Below are 23,920 nucleotides of genomic sequence, written 5' to 3'. Positions count from 1 at the left end.
CTGGATTGATTACGGACGGTAAACCTTGACGTTGCTGTAGCCCTGCTCCAGCAAATACAGCGCCTGCAAGCGGCTCATCACGCCACGCTCACAGTACAGCAGGTAGGTTTTGCTCTGGTCCAAATCGCCAAACTGGGTGCTGAGTTTATAGAACGGCAGCGGTTTCACCTCAACCTGATCCAGCTTCAGCGGCTTGTCTTCCTGCTCGTCATTAGAACGAATATCCAGAATCACCTCGTCAGCGCCAAACGCCGCCACGGTTTCCACTTCGGTAACCTGTTCCTGCGTCTGCTCGGCGATGGTGCGGATGTCCACGTTCTTGGCTTCGCTGACCACGCGATCGAGAATGCTGAAGTCAAAGTGGGCTTCTTCTTCTTCGATTTTGGCTTTGACCGCCTTCACCGTCGGGCTTTTCGAGATCACGCCGCAGTATTCCGGCATAGTCTTGGCGAAGTCTTCGGTGCCAATCTCACGCGCCACTTTGATGATGTGCTCTTTGTCGTGGGAGATCAGCGGACGCAGAATCAGCGTATCGGATGCGTTGTCGATCAAACGCAGGTTAGTCAGCGTTTGGCTGGAAACCTGTCCCAGCGCCTCACCGGTCACCAGAGCCTGCACGCCGTAACGCTCCGCTATCTGTGAAGCGGCGCGCACCATCATGCGCTTAAGCACCACGCCCATTTGACCGTCTTCGACCTTCTCGAGGATCTCGCCGACCACAGGTTCAAAATCGATGGCGATAAAGCGCACCTTGTGCGAACTGGCAAAACGGTTCCACAGGTAGTGAGCCACCTGCCGCACGCCAATTTCATGCGCGGCGCCGCCCAGGTTGAAGAAGCAATAATGTACGCGGCAACCACGGCGCATCAGCATATAGCTGGAAACGCCCGAGTCGAAACCACCGGAAATCAGCGACAGCACGTCTTCCTGAGTGCCCACCGGGTAACCGCCAATGCCTTCACGGCGGGCTTTGACCAGCATCAGCTTGTCGTCTTCGATTTCCAGGTTAACCGTCACTTGCGGGTGCGACAGTTTAACGCGCGCGCTCTCAATGTGCTGGTTCAGACCGCCACCGACGTAACGCTCAACGTCCTGCGAATTGAAGTCCTGCTTGCCGCGGCGCTTTACGCGCACGCAGAAAGTTTTCCCCTGCAGTTGCTCGCGGTAGGCTTCCAGCGTCTGCTCGAAAATATGGTGGATATCGGTATATTCGCGGTCTTCCACTTCCAGAATGTGATGAATGCCGGGAATGCGCGTTAACGCGTCGGCAATTACCGGCCGCTGGTTTTCATCTTTGGCGCGAACTTCGATATGATCCCAGTGACGGACGACCGCCAGTGTTTCATCATACTGCTTCAGGACGTTACGGATACTGGTCGAGAGGATCTTGATAAAGCGCAAGCGCACAGATTGGCTCTTGATGGTGATTTCCGGGAACAATTTAATGATAAACTTCATGGCGGTCTTTATTGTCAGAATTACGAGGGAAAAGGATTTACAATGTATATGCGATTGATAAAACCCACGGGGTTGCCGAATGTTTTATCAATCGCATTTGCGGCGCAGAGTATATCACTATCTGGTGAGCCTCGGTGCACAAAACCACACATGCGCGCCATGATTTGCCAATCAAGATCCGCTAGGATAGGCTCTGGCGCCACTGTTCACATGATGATGTAAAAAGAAAATTATGCCGAAAAAACCTGCACAATCAGACAGTACAGAGCAAAACGTCAGCTTTGAGAGCTCCCTCAGCGAGCTGGAAAACATCGTGACGCGTCTGGAATCGGGTGAGTTACCGCTGGAAGACGCGCTGAATGAATTCGAACGCGGCGTGCAGTTGGCGCGTCAGGGCCAGCAGAAGCTGCAGCAGGCGGAGCAGCGCGTACAAATTTTGCTTAACGACAGCGCCGATGATGCTACGCTGACGCCTTTCACACCGGATGCCGAGTAATCACCATGTCCGTAACTGTCCAACAGACCGCTTTTTCTGACCAGTTGCAGGCCTTGCGCCAGCGGGCCGACCGCACGCTGCTGGATTTTATCGCACCGTTGCCATTCAACGATGGCAATATGGTGGCGGCAATGCGTCACGGTGCACTGCTTGGCGGGAAACGCCTGCGTCCGTTTCTGGTGTACACTACCGGGCAGATGTTTGGCGTATCACTGAATAATTTGGATGCTCCCGCAGCTGCGGTAGAATGCATTCACGCCTACTCGCTGATCCATGACGACTTGCCGGCCATGGACGACGACGATCTGCGTCGCGGTCAGCCAACCTGCCACATCAAATTTGGCGAGGCCAATGCCATTCTTGCCGGAGATGCATTGCAAACGCTGGCATTCACCATTCTGGCCGATGCCGACATGCCCGACGTGGCGCTGCGCGATCGGTTGGCGATGGTTTCCGAGCTGGCCACCGCCAGCGGCGTTGCCGGCATGTGCGGTGGGCAATCGCTGGATCTGGAAGCCGAAGATAAGCAGATAGGTCTGGAAGCGTTGGAACAGATCCATCGCCACAAAACCGGCGCGTTAATTCGCGCAGCAGTTCGCCTTGGGGCTCTGGCCGCCGGTGAACCCGGCCGTAAAGCGCTGCCGCAGCTTGACCGATACGCCGCCGCGATAGGCCTGGCTTTTCAGGTGCAGGATGATATTTTGGACGTGGTCGGCGAAACCGAAAAAATCGGTAAACGCCAGGGGGCGGACCAGCAACACGGAAAGAGCACCTATCCAGCTTTGCTCGGGCTTGACAGCGCGAAAGCAAAAGCGTGGGATCTCTATCAGGAAGCTTTAGCTGCATTAGACACTTTGGCAGCACAATCTTATAACACAGCGCCATTGCGAGCGTTAGCCAGCTTCATTATTGAACGCGACAATTAACGTGTGACGTTAACTCCTCTGATATGAGTATCGAATGAGTCTTGATATAGCCAAATACCCGACCCTGGCGCTAGCGGAAAATCCCGATGAACTCCGTTCGCTGCCGAAAGAGAGCCTGCCGAAACTGTGTGACGAACTTCGGCAATACCTGCTGGACAGCGTCAGCCGTTCCAGCGGCCACTTTGCCTCCGGGCTGGGAACCGTCGAACTGACGGTGGCGTTGCACTATGTGTACCACACCCCCTTCGATCATCTGGTGTGGGACGTGGGTCATCAGGCTTACCCGCATAAAATTTTGACCGGTCGCCGCGACAAGATCTCCACCATTCGCCAGAAAAATGGCCTGCACCCTTTCCCATGGCGTGCGGAAAGTGAGTATGACGTGTTGTCGGTTGGTCACTCCTCGACTTCGATCAGCGCCGGTCTCGGCATGGCGGTAGCTGCAGCTCGCGAAGGCAAAAACCGCCGTACGGTTTGCGTTATCGGCGATGGCGCCATCACCGCCGGTATGGCATTTGAAGCCATGAACCACGCCGGTGACATCGATCCGGATATGCTGGTGGTGCTTAACGACAATGAAATGTCGATTTCGGAAAACGTCGGTGCGCTGAACAATCATCTGGCGCAGCTGCTGTCCGGCAAGCTTTACTCCACCCTGCGTGAGGGCGGTAAAAAAGTGCTGTCCGGCCTGCCGCCAATCAAAGAGCTGGTCAAGCGTACCGAAGAACACCTGAAAGGCATGGTCGTGCCGGGCACGCTGTTCGAAGAGCTGGGCTTTAACTACATTGGCCCGGTCGACGGCCATGACGTTCAGGGACTGGTCGCTACCTTGAAGAACATGCGTGACCTGAAAGGCCCACAACTGCTGCATATCATGACCAAAAAGGGCCGTGGGTACGCACCGGCAGAAAAAGACCCGATCAGCTTCCACGCGGTACCCAAATTCGATCCGGCCAGCGGTACCCTGCCGAAAAGCGCCGGCGGCCTGCCGACCTATTCAAAAATCTTTGGCGATTGGCTGTGCGAAACCGCCGCCAAGGACAGCTCACTGATGGCGATTACCCCGGCAATGCGTGAAGGCTCGGGCATGGTGCAATTCTCCCGCGACTATCCGCAGCAATATTTTGACGTAGCGATCGCAGAACAGCACGCGGTGACCTTCGCTGCCGGGTTGGCGATTGGCGGCTACAAGCCGGTGGTGGCGATTTACTCCACCTTCCTGCAGCGCGCTTACGATCAACTGATCCACGACGTCGCGATTCAAAATTTGCCGGTGATGTTTGCCATCGATCGCGGCGGTATTGTCGGCGCTGACGGCCAGACTCACCAGGGTGCGTTCGATCTGTCATTCATGCGCTGTATCCCGACTATGGTGATCATGACGCCAAGTGATGAGAACGAATGCCGCCAAATGCTCTACACCGGTTATCACTATAACGAAGGCCCAAGCGCCGTACGTTACCCTCGCGGTACCGGTACCGGCGCGCCGCTGGAACCTCTTAGCGCGCTGCCGATCGGCAAAGGCGTTGTCCGCCGTGAAGGTGAAAAACTGGCGATCCTGAACTTCGGCACCTTGCTGCCGGAAGCTGCGCAGGTGGCGGAAGCGCTCAATGCCACGCTGGTGGATATGCGCTTCGTAAAACCGCTGGACGAACAGCTGGTGCTGGAGCTGGCAGCCAGCCATGACGCGCTGGTCACGCTGGAAGAAAACGCCATTATGGGCGGTGCCGGTAGCGGTGTTAACGAGTTGCTGATGGCCAAGCGTCGCGCTATCCCGGTACTGAATATCGGCCTGCCGGACAGCTTTATCTCACAAGGCAGCCAGGAAGAGGTGCGTGTCGATCTGGGTCTGGATGCCGCAGGGATACAGCGGAAGATTGAGGTCTGGCTGGCGCAATAATTTTCGCGCCTGATTTGACCGACGCCTCCGCATTGCGGGGGCGTTTTCATTTGCCTCGCCCGAAAACCCGCTACAGTTAAAGTTCTGTGCTGATACCGGGAGAAAAGCATGAAGTATCTGAAACTGGGCAATACCGACCTGAACGTTTCCCGCATCTGCCTCGGCTGCATGACCTACGGTGAACCCGACCGTGGCAACCATGCCTGGACGCTACCGGAAGAAAGCAGTCGCCCGCTGCTGAAACAGGCGCTGGATGCCGGCATCAACTTCTTCGATACCGCCAACAGTTACTCAGATGGCAGCAGCGAAGAGATCGTCGGCCGGGCGCTGCGCGATTACGCTCGCCGTGACGAAGTAGTGCTCGCCACCAAAGTCTATTTCCCGATGAGCAATCTCGAGTCTGGGCTATCGCGCGCTAAAATCATGCAGTCCATCGACGATAGCTTGCAGCGACTGGGCACCGACTACGTTGATCTGTTGCAGATCCACCGTTGGGACTATGAAACGCCGCTGGAAGAAACGCTGGAAGCGCTGCATGAGGTGGTGAAGGCCGGCAAGGCGCGTTATATCGGCGCGTCTTCGATGTACGCCTGGCAGTTCGCCAAGGCACTTTATACCGCCGATCTGCACGGCTGGACGCGTTTTGTCAGCATGCAGGATCAGTACAACCTGATCCAGCGGGAAGAAGAGCGAGAGATGCTGCCGCTGTGCGCCGCCGAGGGTATCGCGGTACTGCCCTGGAGCCCGCTGGCTCGTGGGCGCCTGACCCGCCCATGGGGTGAAACCACCGCGCGGCTGGTGTCCGATCAGGTCGGCAAAAACTTGTACGATGAAACCGAAGGCATTGACGCCATCATCGCCGAACGCGTGGCAAGCATTGCGCAAGAACGCGGCGTATCTCGGGCGCAAATCGCTCTGGCATGGCTATTGAGCAAGCCGGTCGTCAGTGCGCCAATCATCGGCGCATCACGTCATGAACATCTGGAAGACGCGGTCGCTGCCGTCGATCTTGAATTAACACCGGAAGAGATAGCCGAGCTGGAAACGGCTTATGTGCCGCATCATGTGACAGGATTTGAATAGTACAGTGAGTATCAAGGGCGCAGCATGATGAACTGCGCCCTTGTCATCAGAACAGCCCGGCAGGCCAGTGATGACCAATCAGGTAGATGATACCGGCGGAAATCACCCCGGCGACGATGTCGTCGATCATAATCCCCATGCCACCGTGCACGTTGCGATCGAACCAACGGATCGGCCACGGCTTCCACATATCCAGAATGCGGAAAATCACAAAGCCTGCGGCAACCCATTGCCAGTCGTTGACCGGCAACGCCATCAGCGTGATCCACATCCCGACAAATTCGTCCCAGACGATGCTGCCGTGATCATGGACCTTCATATCTTTGGCCGTCTGGTGGCACAAATAAACGCCGATGCAGATGCTGAACATCACCAGCAGCGAATAGAGTTGCCACGGCAGTTGGATCAACAACAACCAGAACGGGATTGCCGCCAGCGACCCCATGGTGCCCGGTACCACCGGTGACAAACCGCTGCCGAAGCCGGTTGCCAACAGGTGCCACGGATTGCTCATCCGCAAGCGACGTGTTGCTTCATCCATGTTACGCCTGCCCTTCGCTGAAATGATCGAAACCGTGCCATGGCAGCTCAACCGCTTCATCGTTGCGATAGAACTTGATGCCTTCCGAAAGCGGGCCAATCTGACCAATGCAGGTGTAATCCGCGCCCAAATGGCTCAACGCCACTTCCAACGCGCCGCGATTGATCTCCGGTACGGTGAAGCACAGCTCGTAATCCTCTCCGCCGGTCAACGCCCAGCGTAACGCCTGTTCAGCATCGGTGTGGCTGCTTAGCGCCTGCGACAGCGGCAGCTCATCCAAATTGATGCGCGCACCGCACTCGGAGGCTTTCAATACGTGCTTCAGATCGGAAATCAGACCGTCCGAAATATCAATCGCCGAGCTGGCCAGATCGCGCAGCGCCTGCCCTTGCAGCACCCGCGGCTGGGGCCGCAGATGGCGCCCAATCAGGTAATCGCGAGCGTCAGCGTCCGCCACCTGCAGGCGATCCTGCAAAACAGCCAACCCGGCGGCACTGTCACCCAGCGTACCGGTGGTGTAGATCCAATCGCCAATACGTGCGCCGCCACGGGTCAACGCCCGGCCGGCCGGGATCAGACCGTGGATCGTCAACGTCATGCTCAATGGGCCGCGCGTGGTATCGCCGCCAATCAACTGCATGCCGTAATAATTAAGTTGTTCGAATAGACTGTCGCTGAACGCCTTCAACCAGGGCTCATTCACTTCCGGCAGGGTTAATGCCAGTGAAAGCCAGGCTGGATCCGCGCCCATAGCCGCCAGATCGCTCAGGTTAACTGCCAACGCTTTGTAACCGAGATCGGCCGGATCGATGTCCGGCAGGAAGTGAACGCCCGAAACCAGGGTATCGGTACTGACGGCCAAAAGCTGTTTTTCTGCCACTGTCAGGAGTGCGCAGTCATCTCCAATGCCCAACTGTACGTCCCGGCGCAGACTCTTAAACCGGTCAAAATAGCGGGCAATGAGGTCAAATTCGCCACATGCCATGGTCGATGTTCCAATAGAAGAAATTAAGGCCGGGGATACCGGCCTTAATTTTTTATTTTTTCTTGCGGATGCTTGGTGCTGCTTTATCCAGCACGCCATTCACAAACTTGTGGCTGTCTTCAGCGCCGAAGGTTTTCGCCAGCTCGATCGCTTCATTGATAGCAACCTTGTACGGCACGTCCTCACGCATTTTCAGCTCAAACAGCGCAATGCGCAGAACGGCTCTTTCCACCTGGCCCAGCTCTTCGAGCTGACGCGACAGGTAAGGTGCCATCAGGCCATCCAGCAGACCTGCATTCACCGCCACGCCGGACAGCAGCTCCCGAAAATAGGCGATGTCCACATCTTTGACATCTTGCTCCGTCAGGAACTGGTGTTCAACATCGGCAATGTCATTTTTAGACAACTGCCAAGAGTAAAGCGCTTGAACAGCGCACTCACGAGCGCGGCGACGAGCAGCAGGTTTCACGGAATTCCCCTTAACTAAATTCAGGCTTTAATAGCTTTGATAACATTAATCATTTCAAGTGCGGTCAGAGCAGCTTCAGCACCCTTGTTGCCCGCTTTGGTGCCGGCACGTTCGATAGCCTGTTCGATGCTCTCGGTTGTCAGCACGCCAAAGGCAACCGGGATTTCAGTGTTCAGAGAAACACTGCCCAGGCCGGAGCTGGCTTCGCCCGCGACATATTCGAAGTGCGCGGTGCCCCCACGGATAACGGTGCCCAGTGCAATAACCGCATCGTATTTGCCGGTGTTAGCCAGCACGCGTGCAGTCAGCGGCAGCTCGTAAGCGCCCGGGACCCAGACAACGGTGATGTTGTCGTCAGCAACCTGGCCAATGCGCTTGAGTGCATCGATAGCACCTTGCAGCAGGCTGTCGTTGATGAAATTGTTAAAACGTGCAATTGCGATCGCCACACGGGCATTTGGAGTAGCAACAACACCTTCGATAACTTTCATGGGCTTTCCTTAAAAATGGGTTCAATACCCCGCAGGGGGGCGGATTCTATCACATTCTTTATCTGCCTGCGCGGGCGGTTTTGTAAAACGCTGACCGCCCCGGCTCGCGGGCATTAAATTCAGTATTTTGCCTTCAACCGCAGCCGCAAATCGGGGCCAATTTGCCGTACTTCGCTGAAAACAAACTCCGGCGCATCGGCCAGACGCTCAAGGCCCGGCAGTTGACACAGACCGCGGCCATTATCGCCCAACAGTTTTGGCGCGATGTACAAAATGAGCTCATCGACCAGCCCCGCCTGCAGCAAGGCACCGGCGAGCTGTGCACCGGCCTCTACCCAGATCGAGTTCACCTGGCGTTTCGCCAGTTGCATCATCATCACCACCAGATCGACTCCGCCGCCGTGCGCCGGAAACGTCAGTTGCTCGACGTCCTGCGGCCAGGTTTGAGCGTCCGCCTGCAGGCGTGCCAACCAGGTTGCACCCGGCTGATTAACCACCCGATGCTGAGGCGTGACGCGATTTTGGCTGTCGAGGATAATGCGCAACGGCTGGCGCAGGTTTTCACGCAGATAAATGCTTTGAGTTTCGGCGTCCAGCTCATCCCAACGAACCGTCAGTGACGGATCATCAGCCAGCACCGTAGCGCTGGTGCTGAGAATCGCGGCGCTTTGCGCCCGCAACCGCTGCACGTCCTGACGCGCCTGCTCAGAGGTGATCCATTGGCTTTCGCCAGAGGCCATTGCCGTGCGCCCATCCAGCGAGGCACCCAGCTTCAGTTGTACATATGGGAAGCCGGTGCGCATGCGCTTGAGGAAGCCAAGATTCACCGCCTCGGCTTCGGCCAGCATCACACCGTGGCGTACGTCCAGCCCGGCCTGCTGCAGCTTATACAGACCACGACCGGCGACCTGCGGATTAGGATCTTGCATCGCCGCAACCACACGGGTAATGCCGGCGGCGACCAATGCATCGGCACAAGGCGGCGTGCGGCCATGGTGGCTACACGGCTCCAACGTGACGTAAGCCGTGGCACCACGGGCTTTTTCGCCCGCCATGCGCAACGCATGCACTTCCGCATGGGGTTCACCGGCGCGCAAATGGTAGCCTTCGCCGACGATTTCGCCATCGCGCACAATCACGCAGCCGACGTTAGGGTTAGGTGCCGTAGTAAAACGCCCCAGCCGCGCCAGTTCGAAGGCGCGCGCCATATACAATTCGTCGTTATGCATCAAAGCTCCCTTAGTCCTGCAGACGGGCGATCTCTTCGCCGAATTCGCGGATATCTTCAAAGCTGCGATAAACCGAGGCAAAGCGAATATAGGCCACTTTATCCAGCTTTTTCAGCGCATCCATCACCAGGTTGCCCACCAGTTTAGTCGGCACTTCACGCTCGCCGGTGGCGCGCAGTTGGGATTTAATGTGGTTAATCGCGTTTTCCACGTCATCGGAGCTGACCGGGCGCTTTTCCAACGCTTTCAGCATGCCGCGACGCAGTTTGTCTTCGTTGAAGGGCTCGCGAACTTCATCGCTTTTTATGACCCGCGGCATCACCAGTTCAGCCACTTCAAAGGTGGTGAAACGTTCATTACAAACCAGACATTGGCGGCGACGGCGCACCTGCGAACCATCACCCACCAGGCGAGAATCAATGACTTTGGTATCAACGGCGGCGCAGAAAGGGCAATGCATAACACGTCCTGATAAACGTTTTCATAGTTAAGAACAGTTTACCCCGAAGTGCGGTCACAACAAAGGCCGCCGGTTATTTGTTGCGAGCCCCTCTTCGAAATAGCGCCCCAAAAGGCGACGAACATGACTTTCCCCACCAGGCGGGCTAAGCTGATATCAGGAGATGTTGAATAGGAAATACCCGCCATGACAACCCGTTACCCCAAAATTTGCCTGCTCAGCGCACTGGTTCTGCTGGCCGGATGCGCACAAACTCGCGAAGTGCCGAAGCTGCGTAACCAGGTGGTTGAACTGAATCAGAAACTCACCATCCTGACCAATCAGGCCACGGCGCTGGAACAGCAAAACCAGCTGAATCAGAACTCCACCAGCGGCGTCTATCTGGTGCCTGCTGCCAATAATGCCGCCCGTCTGCACAGCAATCTCGGCGAACTGAGCGTGTCACTTAGCCACGTAAAAACCGAGGCTAACGGCGCCCAGGCCTTGTTGCACGTTCGCACCTTGTCACAAGCCTCCTTGCCTGCGTTCAAGGCGGTAGTGGAATGGGGCCAGCTAGATGCGGCCACCGGTAAACCGCTGACGGCCGATGCGCTTTCACAACCTATCGCCACCGCGGACTCGCTGCTGCCAAAAACAGAATACAGCTTTGAGCTGCGTTTCAGCGGCCTGACGCCAGAGCAATTAGGCTATGTGCGACTGCACAGCGTAGAGCCCACTACGGCCGCCGTCCCTCAGCACTAAGCTTTTGAATGCCCACTCCCGGCCTTGACCGAGCGTGGGCCTACCGCTTAGCTCAACCGCTGCAGCCTTGCCGGCAACCCCTGGCGCACCGCCGCGCCGCTGACCCAATCCAGCCAGCTATTGCTGATTTCGCGGGTCGGATCGGGCAAACCGAGGTCGTTGAGATTAATGCCGGCGGCAATGCGTGCATCCGCGGCCAACGGTTGACCATCCAGTGTGTGCGTCCGCGCGCCCATCTCACGATGGCCATAACCATGCTCAATAGCAATTACGCCAGGCATCACACCATCCAGCAGGCTGATCTGGGCTTCGACGCTGCCTCCCGGAGTCTGCAACCTGACCCGATCGCCATGCCGCAGCGCATAGCGTCGCGCATCGGCCGGATTCAGCGCCACCAGATTGACCGGTTTCACCGCACGCAAGCGATCGATCGATGCCGTAGAGCTGCTCATCAGATGCGATTTGAACGACATCAAACGGAACGGCCATGCCTCTGGCGGATAGTGCTCCCCGACATCAGAGCCGTCGGCAAAACGCGGCGGGTAATAGGTCGGACAGCCGCTATAGCGTTCTCCGGTCATCGCATGGCGGTGGCGGGCCACCTCTTCATTCCAGATATTCAATCCCTTTTTCCACTGCGGGCCGGTTTCATCGCCACGCCAGGCCTGCTCATAAGGCGCAAAACGCCCACCGCGCGCCAGCAGATAGCCCACACGCAGTCGCTCATCCGCTTTCAACACGCTATCCAACGCCGGTTGCAGGCGATCGACCCCGGTCAATCGCAGCTCGCTTTCCGCTGCCTCGGGCAGCGGTTCACCGGCAAAGGCCACGTTGGCCGCCGCCCGCAGATAATAATCTTCGGCATTGTGGAGCCCGAAGCGGTTACCCTGTGGATCCTGCAATGCGCCGTCGCCAAAGCCCGGTAACCCCAGAGCTTTAGACAGCGCAATGACAAAGCTCTCCAGCGCCACCGGCTGCCCATCGGCCGTTTTCGCCGTACGTGACGGCACCACCGGCCAACGTGCAGTGCTCGCCCGCACCATCACACCGGACCAGGGGGCGGTAAAGCCCCAACTCTCGAAGTTATGCGTATCCGGGACGATATAGTCCGCCAGCGCGCTGGTTTCGTTAATAAAAGCATCGATCGCAATAAACAGCGGTAGCTGCCGCGGGTCCTTCAGCCGACGCTCAACCACCTCACGCAGACCGGCGACGCCATACAGCGGGTTGCCCATATGGCTGATCCAGGCTTTTAGCGGGTAGGGATATCCCATCAGCGCCGGTGCCAACTGTTCGGTGAACTGGCCCGCCACGAACGGGTACCAAGGCCCGCGCGCCGGGTAAGGTTTTTCTCCTTGCTCGAGCTTGCGGCGATATTCGTCGGATTGTTCATACGCCTGCTTGCTGCGTGATAGCACCAATCCTTTCGGTTTCACCATGCCGGGAAACGTCTTGAGGTTATAGCGTGGCCCGTCGGCAAACTCTTTGAATTTGCCGCCGCCTACCGAAACACCGCCCTTAAGGTTCAGGTTGCCGATCAGCGCGTTGAGCATCATCACCGCCCAACTGTTATAAAAGCCGTTGCCGCTCATCATGCCGCCGTGGGCAATCACCGCCGCTTGCCGTTGGTAAGAGGTAAACTCTTTGGCCAGTGCGGCAATGGTCTCGGCACTGACGCCGCAGCGCGCGCTGTATTCAGCCAGCGTAAAGCGCTCAGCCGCCTGTTGCAGACACAGGAAGCTCGAACACACCCGAACCTGCGAACCGTCGGCCAACTGTAATGGCTGATCCACCCGCAACGGCCCCTGCAGCGCCAGGTTGGCCGCTACCGGCTGACCGCGCTGCTCATCCCATACCAAAGGCGAACTCTCTGACTCTCCTGGCGTGCTGCCGTCCAGATGTGCCTGACGCAAAAACTGTCCGCACAAGGGGTGATCTTCATCGGTGACTACCAGATGCGTGGCATTGGTCCAGCTTTTTTCACCGGCGGCCTGCATTGCCACCTCGCCTGGCAACGCCAGATAGTCTGCGTTATAACGTTCCTGCTCGATAATCCAGCGGATCATCCCCATGACCAACGCAGAGTCTGTACCGGGCAACACCGGCACCCAACGGTTGTGATCGTTGGCCAGGGTCGTGGTCAACGGCAATGCCGGAGCCACGACCACGTAACGAAACTCGTCGCGCATGCGGGCATTGGCCAGTTGGCGCCCCTGGCGCTTGAACGGGTTGCCGGACTGCGCCGGTGAAGTGCCGAGAAACAGGCCAAAGCGCAAATTATCCCAGTCCGGTTTGACGTGGGCATTGGTTTCCAAATCGCCCATTAAAGCCCCGGAACCGGCACGATAGGCCAATCCACAATAGGCGCCATGATGACCGAAGTTACGTGTCCCGAAGGCGTTTTGCGCGAAACGTTTGATGAACGCGTCCCGGCCTTCATCGCCGGCATTGGTGACCAACAGTTGATTGGCCTTGGGGCCCAACGAAGGCTGAGCCGGATCGAGCGGCGTGTCGAGATCGCGGATAGCCCGCAGCCCCTCGATCGGCCCTTCGCCAAACAGATCGCCGCCCTCCACCACTTCCTGAATCAGCTGTTCAAAGCTGATGCGTTGCCACTGCCCGCTGCCGCGCGGCCCTACCCGCTTCATCGGCTCCAGCACGCGGTAAGGGCTGGTTAATCCCTCCAGCAAGGTCGCGCCCCTGGCGCAGGCCGTCGAGCGTTGTTCAAGGCCCTCATCGCCCCCCAGACGGTTGAGCGCGTCCGCCACCGGCAAAGCGTAGGGAAAGTGACGATCGTGAGATAGCGGATGGTAAGGATTACCGGCGATCCGCAAGATCTGGTGGTTCTGGCGATCCACCCTGGCCCGCACCCCGCATAGCGTCCAACAGCCAAAACACTGGGTCATCGATACTGCCTGCTGTGGGTTGGCCTGCCAGCCATCGGGGTGCCGACGCCCTTCGGTCGGCAAGGCGTTGGCGCTGATCCTGTCCAGCGTCAATTTACCGCTGCTGCCGTCGCGCAGCCCGGTAAACACCTTCTGCACCATCTCGCTGTAGCTGGCGCCGAACAGCGTCAACCCGCCCAGGGCCAGGCCGCCTTTTAACCACTGACGCCGCGTTGACTTAGCCATAATGTTTTTTCTCCATCAACTGATGCTGTAATTCACGGATCCCAATAATTAACGCTATCCACAACCCCAAAGTGCCCAGAATCGCCAACAGCCCTTCGCTGCCGAGCGGTAGCACATAGGGATTGGTTAATACGTTGAACTTAGGCAGCGTCTGGGTTTGCATCAGCAGCAGCCAACGCACACCCCAGCAGAGCAACAGCGCGACCATGCACTGGCCCAGCAACCCTTTTGCCCCCAGCGCTTGGCTGCGAACTCGCCAGGCCAGCGCCAACAACAACAAGATCGAGACGACAACGGCGATGCCGGCCAAACGCCAAACCACGCCTTGACTTGCCAAGCGATGCAACGCGGCAGAGGACGTGCTGCCATCCAGCCACCAGCCAAGGCAAGAGAAGCACAGCAACAGCAAACTCACTGCCTGATAGCCAGCCAGACGTGGCTGCCATTGCGGTTCGTACCGCAACCAGCAGGCCAACAGCGGCGGAACGGCCTGCACAGCGGTAAGCAACAGCAACCAGGGCAACCACAGGCTGTACCACAGCGGCTGCGCCCTGAGGACGGATACCTCGCGCCCGGTGTAGAGCAAGATGCTGGCTGCCGAAAGCAAGGTGGCCAGCGCCACCCAACGTAGCCATTTTTCCTCGCGCCAGGCCGGGAATATCTGTAACCAACGCGCCCAGAATGGCAAGGTTTCCGCTCTCAACCGGCTACGCATCAGCAGCGCGAAATAGCCCATCACTAGCAGGGTAAACAGCGGCAAGAACAGCGAGCCGAGCGACATCCACGACCAGGGCGTAAAGTGCGCGTAAAAATGCCAGATACGGGCAGGTTGGTGCAGATCGGCACTCAGAGCCAATGGCGCCACGGTGCCGCTCACGACTGCCAACGAGACGGCGGCCAGTTCCAGCCGGACCGTTTTGTTGGGTTCACGCCAGCGCAGCCAGACGGCAATAACGACGCTGCCGCAGGCCAAACCGATGAAGAAGAAATACTGCACCGCCCAGGGCAGCCAGGCGATCTCCTGCGGACGGGCCATGATTTCGCGGATCATGCGTGCACCTCCTGCCACAACGCCGGTTGCCCCCGGACATGGCTGACGAAAGCCTCATCCAGCCCCAGATAGAAAACCTGCGGATGCGTGCCCTGCTCGGGCTTGAGTACCTTGAGCTGAGGCTGGTGCTGTTCCAAAGTGCGCCTCAACACTCCCTGACGATCGTTAAGATCGCCAATCATCCGTGCGCCTCCGACACAGGATTCGACACAGGCCGGTAGCAGTCCGGCATCCAGCCGATGCACGCAGAACGTGCATTTGTCCGCGGTTTGAGTTTCATTGTTGATAAAGCGCGCCTCATAAGGGCAGGCCTGTACGCAATAGGCACAGCCAACGCAACGGGTGTTATCGACTACCACAATGCCGTCCTGCCGCTGGAAAGTGGCCTGTACCGGGCAAACCGGCACGCAGGGCGGGTTATCGCAGTGATTGCACAGCCGTGGCAACAGCACGTTGGTGGTCGATGCCTGGCCCTCCAGGGTGACCTGATATTGCAGTACACTGGTGCGAAATTGCCCCTGAGGCAGTTGGTTTTCCACCGCGCAACTGACCGTGCATGCCTGACAGCCAATGCAGCGACGCAAATCAATCAGCATCGCCATGCGTTTTTCACCGTTGCCTTCGCGACGGGCCGGCTGTAACTGCCAACCTGACTGCGCCAGCGGCACCAGCGCAGCGCCGGCGGTGAGCGCACCTAGCCGTTGTAAAAACTGACGTTTCCCACTGTCCATTGATTTCTCCCAATAAGTACCTGCCGGGGAACTGATACAAGGGAGTGTAAAAAGGGCAACCGGTCGCCAATATTGTGGTTTACCACATTACCGTCGACGGCTTGATCCAGGACAATTCAGACCGGTGATGGGGATCATAAAAGCGGAGATGATGTGAAAAGAGCAGCGCTACTTCTGTTGCTGGGCAGTTGGTTGAGCTCAGCCTGGGCGGAACAATGGACGATAGCGGTGCTGGCGCTGCGTGGCGATGCCCATGCGCTGGTCCAATGGCAGCCGTTGGTCGATCATCTTAACCGCCAGTTTCCCGCAGACCATTTCCAACTGTCGCCAGTGAGCCTCAGCGGTATGAAAGAGGCCGTCCGCAGCGAGCGCGTCGATTTTCTGCTCACCAACCCGGCTCAATACGTTCAACTGGATAACCGCTATCCACTGCGCTGGCTGGTTTCACTGCGTTCAGCCCAACCCCCTCTGCAGGGCTCAAGCAACGTCGTCGGCAGCGTCATACTGGTGCGCAGCGACAGTCCAATAACCACGCCCCGCCAACTGACCGGAAAGAACGTTGGTGCCGTCGCTACCGATGCTTTTGGCGGCTACCTGCTGGGTTACAAAGAACTGCTTTCCGCGGGGCTGAACCCGGAGAAAGATCTTCAGCTGCACTTCAGCGGTTACCCGGCGGATGCTCTACTGTATCAATTGCGCGATCGGGCATTGGATGCGGTGATTGTGCCGGTTTGCCTGTTGGAAAAAATGCAGGCGGAAGGATTACTGCAGGCCGGTGATTATCGCGCACTGCTGGCGAAGCAAAGCGACCAGCGCTGCCTGACCAGCACCGAACTGTACCCTAACTGGTCCTTTGCCGCCTTAAACCACGTGCCGGACCGGTTGGCAGACGAATTAACTCGCCAGTTGCTGCAGATGAACACCCCCGGTTTGCCGGTTTGGGGAGCCCCGGCGTCATCACGTCAGGTTAATCAGCTGCTGCAGGATCTGAATATCCACCCGACGCAGCGTTCTCTCTGGCAGGAACTGTACCTTTGGGCACAGCAGCATTGGCTGCTGCTCAGTGGAATTTTCGGGGTGATGGTATTGCTCGGCGCCAATCATCTGTGGGTAGGTTATCTGGTACGCCGCCGCGGGCGCCAACTCGAACAAATGCACCAGACGCTACGTGCCAGAGAAACTGCTCTGGCCCGGGCGCAGCGCCTCAGCGCCCTGGGCGAAATGGCCTCCGGTTTTGCCCATGAGCTTAACCAACCGCTGGCGGCGATCCGCCACTATGCGGAAGGGTGTCGTATCCGTCTGGAGCGCAGCGACAACCAACATGAACTGCTGCCAATCCTCGAACAGATTGGCCAGCAGGCGCAGCGTGGTGCGGAGAGTATCGTTAACTTGCGACGCTGGGCCAGCAAAACACCCCATGACGAAAATGCACAATGGCTGTTACTGCGCCCGCTGGTGGAACACGTAATCCAATTGATGCAAATAAAACAACAGCATCCGCAGTGCCGATTAACCATTAACATCCCGTCGCAGAGCCAGCTGTACAGCCAGGCGACGTTATTAGAGCAAGTGCTCACCAATCTGTTGAGCAACAGCCTGCAGGCGGGTGCCCAACAAATCACGCTGCGCCACGAAGCCGACGCACATCAGCACCGGTTGATCGTTGAAGACGATGGCGGCGGGCTCAGCGACGAACAACTGGCACTGCCGTTCGTGCCCTTCCGCAGTACCAAACAGGAAGGTCTCGGGTTAGGGTTGGTGATCTGCCAGCGGCTGTTGAAGGGCCAAGGCGCAGAGCTGACGCTGGAAAATTACTTAGCTTCCCCACAACGACAGGGGCTGCGCGTGATTCTGCACTTCCCTGTCATTCAAAAGGATCCCAGCCATGGCGCTGATACATCTGGTTGATGATGATTTTGCCGTTACCGACGCCTGCCGCTTTTTACTCGAAGGGCTGAATTATCGGGTACAAACCTGGCACGACAGTCAAAAATTCATCGACAGCATCGATCCCTATCAATGCGGCGTCGTCATGCTGGATATCCGGATGCCGGGGATTGACGGGCAACAGGTTCATCAACAGCTGCGGCGGCAAAACAGTACGCTGGCAGTGGTGATCGTCACCGGTCACGGCGATATAGCCATGGCCGTGGAGGAAATGAAGCTGGGAGCCGTCGATTTTCTACAAAAACCGATCGCCGCCGCGCCGCTGATTGAAGCACTGGAGCGCGGCATTATCCATTCGCAACGTCAGGTTGAGCAACGCCAACGGCAACAGCTTTTCGGCGCGCTGACACCGCGCGAACGCGATATTGCCCGTGCGGTAGCCGCAGGAATGACCAACAAACAGATCGCCGAACATCACTTTATCGCGGTACGCACCGTCGAAGTGCATCGGGCCAGAGTGATGGAAAAAATGCAGGCGGGTAGCCTGGCAGAACTGGTGAACACGCTTAACCGACTAACGCTAACCAGTCTGGATTAGCGATTTTCAGGCAAAAAAATGCCGGTCGGGATAAACCGGACCGGCATCGTATTTCAACTCACCGACAGATTACGGCAAGAGAGAAGGCTGATCTGCGCCCTCTTTCTCCACTTTCTGCTGCAGCATGTGTTCACGTTTCATACCCAGCTTCAACGCCAGCGCGGACGCCACGTAGATGGAGGATACGGTACCGATAGACACACCGATCAACATAGCCAGAGAGAAGCCGTGCAGCATCGCGCCGCCGAAGATGTACAGCATCAGCACCACCATCAGGGTGGTACCGGAGGTCATCAAAGTACGGCTCAGCGTCTGGGTCAGCGACACGTTCATGATTTCGTAAGGCGTCCCGCGGCGGATCTTGCGGAAGTTCTCACGAATACGGTCGGAAACCACGATGCTGTCGTTCAACGAGTAACCGATAACCGACATCAATGAAGCGACGATGGTCAGGTCAATCTCGATATGGAACAGCGACAGCACGCCCAAGGTGATGACCACGTCGTGTGCCAGCGCGATAACCGCCCCCAGCGCCAAACGCCATTCGAAGCGGAAACCGACGTAGATCAGGATACTGATCAACGCCACCAGCAGCGCCATGCCGCCGTTTTGCGCCAGTTCGGTCCCCACGCTCGGGCCGACGAACTCTATGCGTTTTACGCTAGCGTTTTTGTCGACCGAATCGTTGATCACGCCGATCACTTTGTTACCCAGTTCCTGGCCAGCGGTACCGGTCGCCGGTGGCATACGCACCATCACGTCACGGCTGCTGCCAAAGTTCTGAATAACCGGGTCCTGGAACCCGGCTTTTTCCAGCGTATCGCGCATCAGATCGAGGTTGGCCGGTTTTTCCAGGCTGATTTCAATCACCGTACCGCCGGTGAAATCCAGACCCCAGTTAAAACCGCGTACCGACATAACGGCGATTGACGCGATCAGCAGCACCAGCGAGATGCCGAAGGCCACGTAATCCCAGCGCATAAAGTCATAGACTCTACGGCCGTAGTTGAGTTGTTCAACAGTATAATCCTGTGCCACAACGCACTCCTCAGATAGACAGCTTGTTAATGCGTTTGCCGCCGTAAAGCAGGTTGACGATGGCACGGGTACCGACAATCGCGGTGAACATGGACGTCGCCACACCGATTGCGGTGGTAATCGCAAAGCCCTTGATCGAACCGGTACCTACTGCGTACAGAATGATCGCGGTGATCAGGGTGGTGATGTTGGCGTCAACGATACTGGAGAACGCGCCTTTATAGCCCTCATGGATCGCCTGCTGAACGGAACGTCCGTTCTTCAGCTCTTCCTTGATACGTTCGTTAATCAGTACGTTGGCGTCGACCGCCACCGCCAGCGTCAGCACGATACCGGCAATCCCCGGCATGGTCAGCGTCGCCCCCGGCAGCAGGGACATCACGCCGACAATCAGCACCAGGTTGGCGACCAGTGCCGTGGTGGCGATCATGCCGAACTTACGGTACCAAACCACCATAAACACGATGGATGCCACCAAGCCCCACAAGCAGGCTTCCAGACCTTGGGTGATGTTCTGTTGTCCCAGGGTCGGGCCGATTGTACGCTCTTCCACAATCTGGATTGGCGCAATCAGCGCACCGGCACGCAGCAGCAGCGAAAGCTGACGTGCTTCGTTCGGGTTGCCGATACCGGTAATACGGAAGCTGTTGCCCAGACGTGACTGAATGTTCGCCACGTTGATCACTTCTTCCTGTTTCACCAGAATCGCACGGCCATTGGCGTCTTTCTTGCCGCTGTCCTTGTACTCCACAAACAGGGTCGCCATCGGCTTGCCGATATTGTCCTTGGTGAAGTTGGACATCGCAGTGCCGCCGGCACTGTCCAGCGAGATGTTCACCTGCGGTTGGTTATATTCGTCGGTGCTGGAAGTGGAGTCGGTGATATGGTCACCGGTCAGGATCACACGCTTGTACAGCACGACAGGCTGGCCTTCACGGGTGTCTTTCACTTCTGAGTCGCCTGGGACACGGCCATTTGCCGCAGCCGTGACGTCCGCATTGGTGTTAACCAGGCGGAATTCCAGCGTAGCGGTAGCGCCGAGGATCTCTTTGGCGCGAGCGGTATCCTGAATGCCAGGCAGCTCGACCACGATGCGGTCGGAGCCCTGACGCTGCACCAGCGGTTCGGCAACGCCGAGCTGGTTAACGCGGTTACGCAGGATAGTGATGTTCTGCTGTACCGCGTATTCGCGCGCTTCGCTCAGACGGGCATCCGTCAGGTTGGCTTTCAGGGTGTTGCTGCCGTTGGCAGAGAACACCATGTCGCGCTGACGCGGACTGAGGTAGCTGATGGCCTGATCGCGGGCAGCATCGTCACGGAAACGTACTTCCACGCCGTTGTTGTCCAGCTTGCGGATAGACGCATAAGGAATGCCCTTTTCACGCAGCTCGCTGCGCAGGGTATCCATGGTCTGTTCCTGCAGCTTGCTCAGGGCAGTGTCCATGTCGACTTCCATCAGGAAGTGCACGCCACCGCGCAGGTCCAGACCGAGTTTCATCGGTTCGGCGCCCAGCATGGCCAACCAGGCTGGTGTGGCCGGCGCCAGGTTCAGCGCAACCACGAACTTGTCACCCAGTTCCGCCATCAGGGCTTCACGGGCACGCAGCTGAATATCAGGATTGCTAAAGCGAGCCAGAATGGCGCCATTTTCCAGCGCAATCGACTTGCTCGTAATCTTGTCTTTTTCTAATACGGTACGGACTTGGTCCAGTGTAGTTTCACTGGCGGCGACACCGCGCGCGCCAGTGATTTGTACAGCCGGATCCTCACCATAGATGTTGGGAAGCGCGTAAAGCAGACCGATGAAGATCACCACGATCAGCATCAGATACTTCCACAAAGGATAACGGTTTAGCACGGCAATTCCCTTCGGGAAAACAAAATTACAGGGCCTTCATGGTACCTTTCGGCAGAACGGCCGCCACGAAGTCACGCTTGATCATCACTTCCGTGGTGTCGTTCAGCGCAATGGCGATAATGCCGGTGTCAGCCACTTTGGTCACGCGGCCAATCAGGCCACCGGTGGTCAGCACTTCATCACCCTTGCCGATCGAGTCCATCAGCTTCTTGTGCTCTTTAGCGCGTTTCTGCTGTGGGCGCAGGATCATGAAATAGAAAATCAGACCGAACACCACCAGCATAATGATCAGAGAGTACGGGCTTCCCTGAGCCGGAGCCCCTGCGGATGCGACGGCGTCAGAAATGAAAAAGCTCATTGAAATTCCCTCATTAAGTTATCAATTATTAATTCAAGCGTTTAAAGGTGGAATCGGTTTACCGATCCGACCGTAGAAATCCGCAACAAACAGCTCTAATTTACCCTGTTCAATGGCCTCGCGTAAACCCGCCATCAGGCGTTGGTAGTGACGCAGGTTATGAATGGTGTTCAATCGGGCACCCAGTATTTCGTTGCAACGATCGAGATGATGCAAGTAGGCGCGGCTGTAATTGCGACACGTATAGCAATCACAGTCTTTATCCAGCGGAGAAGTATCATCCTTGTGCTTGGCATTACGGATTTTTACCACACCGTCAGTCACGAACAGATGGCCGTTACGGGCATTACGCGTTGGCATCACGCAGTCGAACATATCGATACCGCGACGCACGCCTTCAACCAGGTCTTCCGGCTTGCCGACGCCCATCAGGTAACGCGGCTTATCTTCCGGAATTTGCGGGCAAACATGTTCAAGAATGCGGTGCATATCCTCTTTTGGCTCACCGACCGCCAGGCCGCCCACAGCGTAACCATCAAAACCGATATCCACCAGCCCTTTTACTGAAACATCACGTAAATCTTCGTAAACACCGCCCTGAATAATGCCGAATAACGCATTTTTATTATTCAGTTCGTCAAAACGCTGGCGGCTGCGCTGCGCCCAGCGCAGTGACATTTCCATCGAACGCTTGGCGTAGTCCCAATCTGCCGGGTACGGCGTACATTCGTCGAAAATCATCACGATGTCGGAACCCAGGTCATACTGGATTTCCATCGATTTTTCCGGGCTGAGGAACACCTTGTCGCCGTTGATCGGGTTACGGAAATGAACGCCTTCCTCTTTAATCTTGCGCATTGCTCCCAGGCTGAACACCTGGAAGCCGCCGGAATCGGTGAGGATCGGGCCATGCCACTGCATGAAATCATGCAGATCGCCATGCAGCTTCATGATTTCCTGGCCTGGGCGCAGCCACAGGTGGAAGGTGTTGCCCAGCAGGATCTGCGCGCCAGTCTCTTTCACTTCTTCCGGCGTCATGCCTTTTACCGTGCCGTAAGTGCCGACAGGCATAAAGGCCGGGGTTTCCACCACGCCGCGGTCAAAGATCAGGCGGCCACGGCGAGCGCGGCCATCGGTAGTGTCTAATTCGTACTTCACAAAGCCTCCAGCATCAGAGAAACAGTCTGATGTCGTTAAAACAGGGCCGCGCCAGATGCGCAGCCCAGAAAATCAGGCGCCGACGGACTCTTGCTCCGCCTGCGGGTTACGGCTGATGAACATCGCATCGCCATAGCTGAAGAATCGGTACTGCTCGGCCACCGCCTGCTGATAAGCATTCATGGTGTTTTTATAACCGGCAAAGGCGGAAACCAGCATAATCAGCGTGGACTCCGGCAGGTGGAAATTGGTCACCAGCGCGTCAACCACCTGATAATGGTAGCCGGGGAAGATAAAGATGCTGGTGTCGCCGAAGAACGGGGCAATTAACGCCTCCTTGCTGGCGTTTGCGGCGCTTTCCAGGGAACGCACCGAGGTCGTGCCTACCGCCACCACGCGCTTGCCGCGAGCTTTACAGGCCAATACCGCGTCAACCACGTCCTGCGGCACTTCCGCATATTCGGCGTGCATGACGTGTTCTTCGATGGTTTCCACCCGCACCGGTTGGAAGGTGCCGGCGCCCACATGCAGCGTGACAAAGGCCATCTCGATGCCCTTCTCGCGCAGCGCGGCCAGCAGCGGCTCATCGAAGTGCAGCCCGGCGGTAGGCGCAGCGACGGCACCCGGCTTCTCGCTGTAGACCGTCTGATAAAGCTCGCGGTCAGCGTCTTCGTCCGGGCGATCGATATAAGGTGGCAGAGGCATGTGGCCGACGGCATTGAGGATAGTGAACACGTCGCGCTCATCGTTGAAACGCAGTTCGAACAGCGTATCGTGACGCGCCACCATGGTGGCGGCGATGCTTTCATCGTCGCCCAGCAGCAGGTCGGCGCCCGGCTTAGGGGCCTTCGACGCGCGAACATGCGCCAGCACACGATGGTCATCCAGCACGCGCTCGACCAGAACTTCAATCTTGCCGCCGCTGACCTTGCGGCCAAACATGCGGGCCGGGATCACCCGGGTATTGTTGAACACCAACAGATCGCCGGCTTCCAGATTATCCAGCAGATCGGTGAATACGCCGTGCGTCAGCGCCCCGCTCGGCCCGTCCAACTGCAGCAAGCGGCAACCGCTACGCTCAGATTGGGGATAGCGGGCAATCAGGGACTCGGGAAGTTCAAATGAAAAATCGGCGACGCGCATGGGTATTCACTTCTTCAATTGTATATACCCTATGCATTTCAAGTTGCAGTTAGGCGGCCAGCTTGCCCATCTCCGGGAGCTTACTTGAGTAAGTGACCGGAGTGGGCAAGTGCAGCCAACAACACTGCGGCTTGAAAGGCGACGGGTATGTTGGTCATAAAAAACAGGCGGCCTAGTCTAAAGCTGTG

22 protein-coding genes are annotated in these 23,920 nt (G+C 57.4%); 7 read left to right on the top strand and 15 right to left on the bottom strand.

Going from position 1 to position 23,920, the window contains the following annotated elements:
* Positions 1-9: 9 nt before the first annotated feature.
* Entirely contained in the window at positions 10-1,458 is a 1,449-nt protein-coding gene (gene thiI / locus M2407_RS20650; protein ID WP_130016239.1) for a tRNA uracil 4-sulfurtransferase ThiI, read from the bottom strand.
* 232 nt (positions 1,459-1,690) lie between these two features.
* On the opposite strand from thiI, the gene xseB reads away from it, so the two are divergent.
* From xseB to M2407_RS20630, 4 genes are all read left to right on the top strand, one after another.
* On the top strand, positions 1,691-1,954 hold the full coding sequence (xseB, locus tag M2407_RS20645) for an exodeoxyribonuclease VII small subunit (RefSeq protein ID WP_130016240.1): 264 nt from the start codon (positions 1,691-1,693) through the stop codon (positions 1,952-1,954).
* Between the two features lie 5 nt (positions 1,955-1,959).
* Positions 1,960-2,880 carry a (2E,6E)-farnesyl diphosphate synthase gene (ispA, locus tag M2407_RS20640; protein WP_122077490.1) on the top strand — a complete coding sequence of 307 codons (921 nt, stop codon included), beginning with the start codon at positions 1,960-1,962 and terminating at the stop codon, positions 2,878-2,880.
* 34 nt (positions 2,881-2,914) lie between these two features.
* Positions 2,915-4,780, top strand: coding sequence for a 1-deoxy-D-xylulose-5-phosphate synthase (gene dxs / locus M2407_RS20635; protein ID WP_130016241.1), 1,866 nt, complete (start codon positions 2,915-2,917; stop codon positions 4,778-4,780).
* Between the two features lie 108 nt (positions 4,781-4,888).
* The gene (locus M2407_RS20630; protein ID WP_115059858.1) at positions 4,889-5,863 is read left to right on the top strand and encodes an aldo/keto reductase; all 975 of its coding nucleotides are present in this window, start codon (positions 4,889-4,891) and stop codon (positions 5,861-5,863) included.
* A gap of 46 nt (positions 5,864-5,909) precedes the next feature.
* On the opposite strand, the gene pgpA is transcribed toward M2407_RS20630, so the two are convergent.
* The 6 genes from pgpA to nrdR all read right to left on the bottom strand — a co-directional run bounded on the left by pgpA (position 5,910) and on the right by nrdR (position 10,038).
* Positions 5,910-6,404, bottom strand: coding sequence for a phosphatidylglycerophosphatase A (gene pgpA / locus M2407_RS20625; RefSeq protein WP_041414271.1), 495 nt, complete (start codon positions 6,402-6,404; stop codon positions 5,910-5,912).
* Position 6,405: 1 nt separating this feature from the next.
* Positions 6,406-7,389, bottom strand: coding sequence for a thiamine-phosphate kinase (thiL, locus tag M2407_RS20620; protein WP_116691067.1), 984 nt, complete (start codon positions 7,387-7,389; stop codon positions 6,406-6,408).
* A 52-nt stretch (positions 7,390-7,441) separates the two neighbouring features.
* Complete coding sequence (gene nusB, locus M2407_RS20615; protein WP_020825472.1) at positions 7,442-7,858, bottom strand: transcription antitermination factor NusB; 417 nt, start codon at positions 7,856-7,858, stop codon at positions 7,442-7,444.
* Between the two features lie 20 nt (positions 7,859-7,878).
* A complete protein-coding gene (gene ribE / locus M2407_RS20610) occupies positions 7,879-8,349 on the bottom strand; it encodes a 6,7-dimethyl-8-ribityllumazine synthase (RefSeq protein ID WP_012005513.1) in 471 nt (156 codons plus the stop codon).
* Between the two features lie 119 nt (positions 8,350-8,468).
* Positions 8,469-9,578 (bottom strand): bifunctional diaminohydroxyphosphoribosylaminopyrimidine deaminase/5-amino-6-(5-phosphoribosylamino)uracil reductase RibD, encoded by a 1,110-nt coding sequence (ribD, locus tag M2407_RS20605; protein ID WP_129982665.1) that lies wholly within the window; start codon positions 9,576-9,578, stop codon positions 8,469-8,471.
* 10 nt (positions 9,579-9,588) lie between these two features.
* The gene (gene nrdR, locus M2407_RS20600; protein ID WP_004949256.1) at positions 9,589-10,038 is read right to left on the bottom strand and encodes a transcriptional regulator NrdR; all 450 of its coding nucleotides are present in this window, start codon (positions 10,036-10,038) and stop codon (positions 9,589-9,591) included.
* A gap of 186 nt (positions 10,039-10,224) precedes the next feature.
* Here nrdR and M2407_RS20595 point away from each other — a divergent pair, with 186 nt between their 5' ends.
* The gene (locus M2407_RS20595; RefSeq protein ID WP_020825470.1) at positions 10,225-10,779 is read left to right on the top strand and encodes a DUF3251 domain-containing protein; all 555 of its coding nucleotides are present in this window, start codon (positions 10,225-10,227) and stop codon (positions 10,777-10,779) included.
* A gap of 47 nt (positions 10,780-10,826) precedes the next feature.
* Here M2407_RS20595 and ttrA read toward each other — a convergent pair whose 3' ends face one another.
* The 3 genes from ttrA to ttrB are packed head-to-tail and all read right to left on the bottom strand — an operon-like array spanning position 10,827 to position 15,692.
* Complete coding sequence (ttrA, locus tag M2407_RS20590) at positions 10,827-13,910, bottom strand: tetrathionate reductase subunit TtrA (RefSeq protein ID WP_217330884.1); 3,084 nt, start codon at positions 13,908-13,910, stop codon at positions 10,827-10,829.
* Positions 13,903-14,961 carry a tetrathionate reductase subunit TtrC gene (gene ttrC, locus M2407_RS20585; protein WP_130016243.1) on the bottom strand — a complete coding sequence of 353 codons (1,059 nt, stop codon included), beginning with the start codon at positions 14,959-14,961 and terminating at the stop codon, positions 13,903-13,905. The genes ttrA and ttrC overlap by 8 nt, the downstream gene beginning before the upstream one ends.
* Positions 14,958-15,692 carry a tetrathionate reductase subunit TtrB gene (gene ttrB, locus M2407_RS20580; protein WP_259219266.1) on the bottom strand — a complete coding sequence of 245 codons (735 nt, stop codon included), beginning with the start codon at positions 15,690-15,692 and terminating at the stop codon, positions 14,958-14,960. Before ttrB ends, ttrC begins: the two co-directional genes overlap by 4 nt.
* A 153-nt stretch (positions 15,693-15,845) precedes the next feature.
* Between ttrB and ttrS the strand changes: the two genes are divergently transcribed.
* Positions 15,846-17,600, top strand: a complete 1,755-nt coding sequence (gene ttrS, locus M2407_RS20575) for a tetrathionate respiration histidine kinase TtrS (RefSeq protein ID WP_259219263.1) — start codon at positions 15,846-15,848, stop codon at positions 17,598-17,600.
* Positions 17,578-18,177, top strand: coding sequence for a tetrathionate respiration response regulator TtrR (ttrR, locus tag M2407_RS20570; protein ID WP_201895678.1), 600 nt, complete (start codon positions 17,578-17,580; stop codon positions 18,175-18,177). Before ttrS ends, ttrR begins: the two co-directional genes overlap by 23 nt.
* A 69-nt stretch (positions 18,178-18,246) precedes the next feature.
* Here ttrR and secF read toward each other — a convergent pair whose 3' ends face one another.
* The 5 genes from secF to queA all read right to left on the bottom strand — a co-directional run bounded on the left by secF (position 18,247) and on the right by queA (position 23,732).
* Complete coding sequence (secF, locus tag M2407_RS20565) at positions 18,247-19,215, bottom strand: protein translocase subunit SecF (RefSeq protein WP_020825464.1); 969 nt, start codon at positions 19,213-19,215, stop codon at positions 18,247-18,249.
* A 10-nt stretch (positions 19,216-19,225) separates the two neighbouring features.
* The gene (gene secD / locus M2407_RS20560; protein ID WP_071844576.1) at positions 19,226-21,073 is read right to left on the bottom strand and encodes a protein translocase subunit SecD; all 1,848 of its coding nucleotides are present in this window, start codon (positions 21,071-21,073) and stop codon (positions 19,226-19,228) included.
* A gap of 25 nt (positions 21,074-21,098) precedes the next feature.
* Positions 21,099-21,431 (bottom strand): preprotein translocase subunit YajC, encoded by a 333-nt coding sequence (yajC, locus tag M2407_RS20555; protein ID WP_004949246.1) that lies wholly within the window; start codon positions 21,429-21,431, stop codon positions 21,099-21,101.
* A gap of 33 nt (positions 21,432-21,464) precedes the next feature.
* On the bottom strand, positions 21,465-22,589 hold the full coding sequence (gene tgt, locus M2407_RS20550; protein WP_020825462.1) for a tRNA guanosine(34) transglycosylase Tgt: 1,125 nt from the start codon (positions 22,587-22,589) through the stop codon (positions 21,465-21,467).
* 72 nt (positions 22,590-22,661) lie between these two features.
* Entirely contained in the window at positions 22,662-23,732 is a 1,071-nt protein-coding gene (queA, locus tag M2407_RS20545) for a tRNA preQ1(34) S-adenosylmethionine ribosyltransferase-isomerase QueA (protein WP_020825461.1), read from the bottom strand.
* Positions 23,733-23,920 lie beyond the last annotated feature (188 nt).

This window comes from Serratia sp. BIGb0234, from assembly GCF_024809915.1.
Taxonomy (GTDB): domain Bacteria; phylum Pseudomonadota; class Gammaproteobacteria; order Enterobacterales; family Enterobacteriaceae; genus Serratia; species Serratia liquefaciens.
Note: the sequence above shows the minus strand (reverse complement) of the source record. Positions and strands in the feature narration are given on the sequence as shown.

Bases quoted from the DNA above. Each gene is read 5' to 3' on its own strand.
- nrdR (WP_004949256.1), bottom strand. From the start codon at position 10,038: ATGCATTGCCCTTTCTGCGCCGCCGTTGATACCAAAGTCATTGATTCT.
- ribD (WP_129982665.1), bottom strand. From the start codon at position 9,578: ATGCATAACGACGAATTGTATATGGCGCGCGCCTTCGAACTGGCGCGG.
- thiI (WP_130016239.1), bottom strand. From the start codon at position 1,458: ATGAAGTTTATCATTAAATTGTTCCCGGAAATCACCATCAAGAGCCAA.
- ispA (WP_122077490.1), top strand. From the start codon at position 1,960: ATGTCCGTAACTGTCCAACAGACCGCTTTTTCTGACCAGTTGCAGGCC.
- pgpA (WP_041414271.1), bottom strand. From the start codon at position 6,404: ATGGATGAAGCAACACGTCGCTTGCGGATGAGCAATCCGTGGCACCTG.
- ttrC (WP_130016243.1), bottom strand. From the start codon at position 14,961: ATGATCCGCGAAATCATGGCCCGTCCGCAGGAGATCGCCTGGCTGCCC.
- ttrR (WP_201895678.1), top strand. From the start codon at position 17,578: ATGGCGCTGATACATCTGGTTGATGATGATTTTGCCGTTACCGACGCC.
- M2407_RS20595 (WP_020825470.1), top strand. From the start codon at position 10,225: ATGACAACCCGTTACCCCAAAATTTGCCTGCTCAGCGCACTGGTTCTG.
- thiL (WP_116691067.1), bottom strand. From the start codon at position 7,389: ATGGCATGTGGCGAATTTGACCTCATTGCCCGCTATTTTGACCGGTTT.
- ttrB (WP_259219266.1), bottom strand. From the start codon at position 15,692: ATGGACAGTGGGAAACGTCAGTTTTTACAACGGCTAGGTGCGCTCACC.
- queA (WP_020825461.1), bottom strand. From the start codon at position 23,732: ATGCGCGTCGCCGATTTTTCATTTGAACTTCCCGAGTCCCTGATTGCC.
- xseB (WP_130016240.1), top strand. From the start codon at position 1,691: ATGCCGAAAAAACCTGCACAATCAGACAGTACAGAGCAAAACGTCAGC.
- ribE (WP_012005513.1), bottom strand. From the start codon at position 8,349: ATGAAAGTTATCGAAGGTGTTGTTGCTACTCCAAATGCCCGTGTGGCG.
- ttrA (WP_217330884.1), bottom strand. From the start codon at position 13,910: ATGGCTAAGTCAACGCGGCGTCAGTGGTTAAAAGGCGGCCTGGCCCTG.
- dxs (WP_130016241.1), top strand. From the start codon at position 2,915: ATGAGTCTTGATATAGCCAAATACCCGACCCTGGCGCTAGCGGAAAAT.
- M2407_RS20630 (WP_115059858.1), top strand. From the start codon at position 4,889: ATGAAGTATCTGAAACTGGGCAATACCGACCTGAACGTTTCCCGCATC.
- yajC (WP_004949246.1), bottom strand. From the start codon at position 21,431: ATGAGCTTTTTCATTTCTGACGCCGTCGCATCCGCAGGGGCTCCGGCT.